Here is a 5,225-nt window from a genome sequence, read left to right on the forward strand (position 1 = left end):
GTGCAGGACGCCGTCCAGACGCGGCATCGCCTGACTCAGCGCGTCTGCTATCTGGTGGCACTGATCCGGCGTAGCCGTCAGCATGTCACACGGGATTAGATAGCTGTGTGCGCCGCACTCTTCCTGGATCTGCCGCTCTACGGCGCGCAGTTTGCTTTCGGTACGGCCTAGCAGCACCAGTCGGGCACCGTAGCGCGCATAGGTCAGCGCGGCTTCGCGTCCGATACCGTCTCCCGCGCCGGTCACCAGAATAATGCGTTGTTTCAGCAGGTCGTTTTTAGGTTGATAGTGCACGTCAATGTCCTCTTACCGTCGTCAACTCAGATGCTGAACGAAAGGGGATTGCTGTCGGCCACGCGCGGCGGCCTGAATCCGATATCGATTTTTGGAAGGTATAAATAGAGGGTTTATGCCTGAAACGATAGGCGTTTTCAATCAGACTGGCACTATTTCCGGTTGGCGTGTGGGAAAAAACAGCGAAAGTGTGAATTTCGTTGCTGAGGCATCGCCATTACGTATGGCATACGCTACGTTATGACACTGATGTTAAGCAACCCAGGCAGGAGCGCTGACCGAGTCAGTTGCCTGCCAGTCACAGAACAAAAGGCGGTATTCGTGGAATTAGTGGCTTTATATGGATTATTTCTGGCAAAAACATTGACCGTGGTGATCGCCATCGGCGCGCTGGTGGTGCTGACCGTCGGGCTGTCTCTGCGAAAACGTCAGCGGGGCGGCGAGCTGCAGGTCATCGATCTCGGCGAACAGTATCGCGGCGTGCAGCAGGAGATGGAGAGTGCGGCGTTGGGCGATGCGGAACGCAAGGCGCTGGAGAAAAAGCATAAGAAAGAAGAAAAGGCCAAGGCTCGATTGGAGAAGCAGCGCAGTCGACGCGGCGATGAGGAGAAGGGTAAACCGAGCCTGTATGTACTCGACTTCAACGGAAGTATGGACGCCTCTGAAGTCAGTTCGCTACGCGAGGAAATCTCCGCGGTTATGGCCGTGGCCCGCAAGAACGACGAAGTGCTGTTAAGACTCGAAAGCCCTGGCGGCGTAGTGCATGGCTACGGTCTGGCGGCTTCCCAGCTCCAGCGTTTGCGCGATAAGGGCATTCGTCTGACGGTAGCCGTCGATAAAGTCGCGGCCAGTGGAGGATACATGATGGCTTGCGTGGCGGATCGCATTGTAGCGGCGCCGTTCGCTATCGTTGGCTCTATCGGCGTGGTCGCGCAGCTGCCTAACTTTAACCGGTTACTTAAAAACAACGATATCGATGTCGAACTGCATACGGCAGGCGAATATAAACGTACCCTGACGCTGTTTGGCGAAAATACGGATGCCGGACGGGAGAAATTCCGCGAAGAGCTGGATATCACCCATCAGTTGTTCAAGTCGTTCGTCAGCGAAATGCGTCCTGGCTTGGATATTAATGCGGTGGCGACGGGCGAACATTGGTTCGGCACTCAGGCGAAAGCGCTGGGGCTGGTGGACGCGATTGGCACCAGTGACGATTTGCTGATTGCGGAGATGAACACGTACAACGTCTTGTCAGTACACTACACGCGCCGTAAACGTCTGATGGATCGTTTCACCGGCAGCGCGGGCGCCACGCTGGAGCGCTTAATGCTGCGCTGGTGGCAAAAAGGGCAACAGCCTCTCCTGTAACACTCCCCGCATATAGCCCGCTGAGAGGCGGGCTATGCTCAATCATGCTATTCCCTACATTGACTCTTCCCGGCGTCTTCGCGCCGATTCAGCGGCCGTCAGTCGACGAGCTTAGTCCTTCAGTATGTATTTCTCAGACAACTCATGCGCCAGATATTTGAACATATTGAATACGGCCGTGGTTTTGCGCGAAGGGAGCCCTTCGTCGTCAAGGAAGTAGTCGCCACGAAAAACCAACACGCCGTTTTTTTGCTCAACGTCGGTGGCTTCAATACCGTGCAAATAGTCGTCGTGATTTTTGATGAGAGTGTTGGCTTCAGCCAGCAAGGTGGCGCGATCGATGAGGGTCTTTTCTTTATTAGTGTGCATAACGCCTGTGCTCCTGCGAATAAAATTCTGCGGCATTGTACTGCCTGACGCCTTTACACGGCAAATCGCCAGATTTTTATCTTACCCGCTGGAGGTCTGACGGGGGGATCGGTGGCGAAAACCGCCTTTACATGCTAATTAAGTTGCGTGGTCGCATTTATCAGGTAGAGTGTGGGATTTTCCAGAGTCAAGCAGAATAATTTATTTACGCCGTGGATGATAAACGTTATCTATGGTTACAATGCGGCATTGACTATTCCCACGGGATCATAGAGTTGCGACGGATCAGCGGTGCCAGCGAGCCCGTGAAGACAAGAACACAATGATGTTCCTCGTAGCCGAAAGCGAATTGAGCTGGGGTGGTGACGGTTATCATCCCGTGTTGGTAAAGATTTTTTCTTTTCTTAAAGAATTCAGTAGGTAACAATAAATTATGGGTAAAGCTCTCGTCATAGTTGAGTCCCCGGCAAAAGCCAAAACGATCAATAAGTATCTTGGCAATAACTATGTGGTTAAATCCAGCGTTGGTCATGTACGTGACCTGCCGACCAGCGGCTCTGCGAGTAAAAAGAGCGCGGATTCCTCACAGGGAAAAACCAAAAAAGCGCCTAAGAAGGACGAAAAGACCGCGTTGGTCAATCGTATGGGCGTCGATCCTTATCATGACTGGGCGGCAAATTACGAGATCCTGCCGGGCAAGGAAAAAGTCGTTGCCGAGCTGAAGACGCTGGCGGAAAACGCTGAGCACGTCTATCTCGCAACCGACCTTGACCGCGAAGGGGAAGCCATTGCATGGCACCTGCGGGAAATCATTGGTGGAGATGAAACGCGCTTCAGCCGCGTCGTATTTAACGAAATTACCAAAAACGCGATCCAGCAGGCGTTCGAAAATCCGGGCGAACTGAACATCGACCGCGTCAACGCCCAACAGGCTCGTCGATTCATGGACCGCGTCGTGGGCTACATGGTTTCGCCGTTGCTGTGGAAGAAGATCGCACGTGGTTTGTCCGCCGGACGCGTCCAGTCCGTTGCGGTGCGCTTAGTCGTAGATCGTGAACGTGAAATCAAAGTGTTCGTGCCTGAAGAGTACTGGGAACTTCACGCGGACCTGCTGGCGTCAAGCGACGTTGCATTGAAAATGCAGGTCACGCATCACAACGGCAAGCCTTTCAAACCGGTCAACAAAACGCAGACCCACGCGGCGGTTTCTCTGTTGGAGAAGGCCAGCTACAAGGTGTCCGACCGCGAAGATAAACCGACCAGCAGCAAACCCGGCGCACCTTTTATTACCTCCACGCTGCAACAGGCGGCGAGCACGCGTCTCAGCTTCGGCGTTAAGAAGACCATGATGATGGCGCAGCGTCTGTATGAAGCGGGTCACATTACCTATATGCGTACCGACTCCACCAACCTGAGTCAGGATGCGCTGGAAATGGTTCGCGGCTTTATCGGCGATGAGTTTGGTCAACGTTACCTGCCGGATGCGCCTAATCACTACAGCAGCAAAGAGAACTCTCAGGAAGCGCATGAAGCGATTCGTCCTTCCGACGTCAACGTGCAATCCGAACAGTTAAAAGATATGGAGCCGGATGCGCAGAGGCTGTATCAGCTGATCTGGCGTCAGTTCGTCGCCTGTCAGATGACGCCGGCTCAGTACGACTCCACCACGCTGACGGTCAGCGCTGGCGACTACCAGCTGCGCGCCAAAGGCCGCACGCTGCGGTTCGACGGTTGGACCAAAGTGATGCCTGCTCTGCGCAAAAATGATGAAGATCGCTCTCTGCCCGCGGTGGAAGTGGGCGAAGCCCTGACGCTCGACAAACTGCTGCCGAGCCAGCATTTCACCAAGCCGCCTGCGCGTTACAGCGAAGCCTCTCTGGTAAAAGAGCTGGAAAAACGCGGGATCGGTCGCCCGTCTACCTATGCTTCTATCATTTCGACGATCCAGGATCGTGGCTATGTGCGGGTAGAGAACCGTCGTTTTTACGCGGAAAAAATGGGCGAAATCGTCACTGACCGTCTGGAAGAAAACTTCCGCGAGCTGATGAGCTACGACTTTACCGCGCGGATGGAAAGCAGCCTCGACCAGGTCGCCAACAATCAGGCGAAATGGAAAGCCGTACTGGACGAGTTCTTCGACGAGTTCACCAAGCGTCTGGAAACGGCCGAGCTGGATCCGGATGCGGGTGGTATGAAGCCGAACCAGATGGTGCTGACCAGCATCGACTGCCCGACCTGTAGCCGTAAAATGGGCATTCGCACCGCCAGCACCGGCGTGTTCCTGGGCTGCTCCGGCTATGCATTGACGCCGAAAGAGCGCTGCAAAACGACGATCAACCTGATTCCTGAAGAGGAAGTGCTGAATATCCTCGAAGGGGATGAGGCTGAAGCCCATGCACTGCGCGCGCGCCGTCGTTGCCCGAAATGCGGCACGGCGATGGACAGCTATCTGATCGACAATCAGCGCAAGCTGCACGTGTGCGGCAATAACCCGTCTTGTGAAGGGTATGAAATCGAAACCGGCGAGTTCCGTCTGAAAGGCTATGACGGCCCAGTGGTTGAGTGCGACAAGTGCGGCGCGGAAATGCACCTGAAAATGGGGCGTTTCGGTAAATACATGGCGTGTACCAACGACGACTGCACCAACACGCGTAAGATCCTGCGTAGTGGCGAAGTCGCTCCGCCGAAAGAAGATCCGGTACCGCTGCCTGAGCTGCCTTGCGAGAAGTCCGACGCCTACTTTGTACTGCGAGACGGCGCCGCTGGTGTGTTCCTGGCCGCCAATACGTTCCCGAAATCGCGTGAAACGCGCGCGCCGCTGGTGGAAGAACTGCTGCGCTTCAAGGATCGGCTGCCGGAAAAACTGCGCTATCTGGCCGATGCGCCCGTCAACGACGGGGCGGGCAACAAAACCATGGTGCGTTACAGCCGTAAAACCAAGCAGCAGTACGTCTCGTCAGAAAAAGACGGTAAGGCGACCGGCTGGTCCGCATTCTATGTGGATGGTAAATGGGTTGAAACCAAGAAATAATCTTCACCCCGACGGTGGGCGTAAATCCGCTCCGTTCAACAGGTAAGATGATGATGACGAGGCCGTTTTTGACGGCCTCGTTTTTTTGTTGAACGATCGCATGATTCCCTGCATAACTGCATAACTGCATAACTGCATAACTGCATAACTGCATAACTGCATA

The 5,225-nt window shown here is 54.5% G+C and carries 4 protein-coding genes; 2 read left to right on the forward strand and 2 right to left on the reverse strand.

What is annotated here, in order from left to right; all coding sequences use genetic code 11:
- Window positions 1-294: SDR family NAD(P)-dependent oxidoreductase (locus Q7O77_RS14380; protein WP_304168633.1), on the reverse strand; the 294-nt coding region annotated here is incomplete at its 3' end.
- Between the two features lie 321 nt (window positions 295-615).
- Here Q7O77_RS14380 and sohB point away from each other — a divergent pair.
- Window positions 616-1,662, forward strand: coding sequence for a protease SohB (sohB, locus tag Q7O77_RS14385; RefSeq protein ID WP_304168635.1), 1,047 nt, complete (start codon window positions 616-618; stop codon window positions 1,660-1,662).
- 111 nt (window positions 1,663-1,773) lie between these two features.
- Here sohB and Q7O77_RS14390 read toward each other — a convergent pair whose 3' ends face one another.
- A complete protein-coding gene (locus Q7O77_RS14390; protein WP_304168638.1) occupies window positions 1,774-2,031 on the reverse strand; it encodes a YciN family protein in 258 nt (85 codons plus the stop codon).
- Window positions 2,032-2,464: 433 nt separating this feature from the next.
- Between Q7O77_RS14390 and topA the strand changes: the two genes are divergently transcribed.
- Window positions 2,465-5,062, forward strand: a complete 2,598-nt coding sequence (gene topA / locus Q7O77_RS14395; protein ID WP_304168641.1) for a type I DNA topoisomerase — start codon at window positions 2,465-2,467, stop codon at window positions 5,060-5,062.
- The last annotated feature ends 163 nt before the right edge of the window (window positions 5,063-5,225 follow it).

The organism is Lonsdalea britannica, assembly GCF_946477055.1.
GTDB classification, from domain to species: Bacteria; Pseudomonadota; Gammaproteobacteria; order Enterobacterales; family Enterobacteriaceae; genus Lonsdalea; species Lonsdalea britannica_A.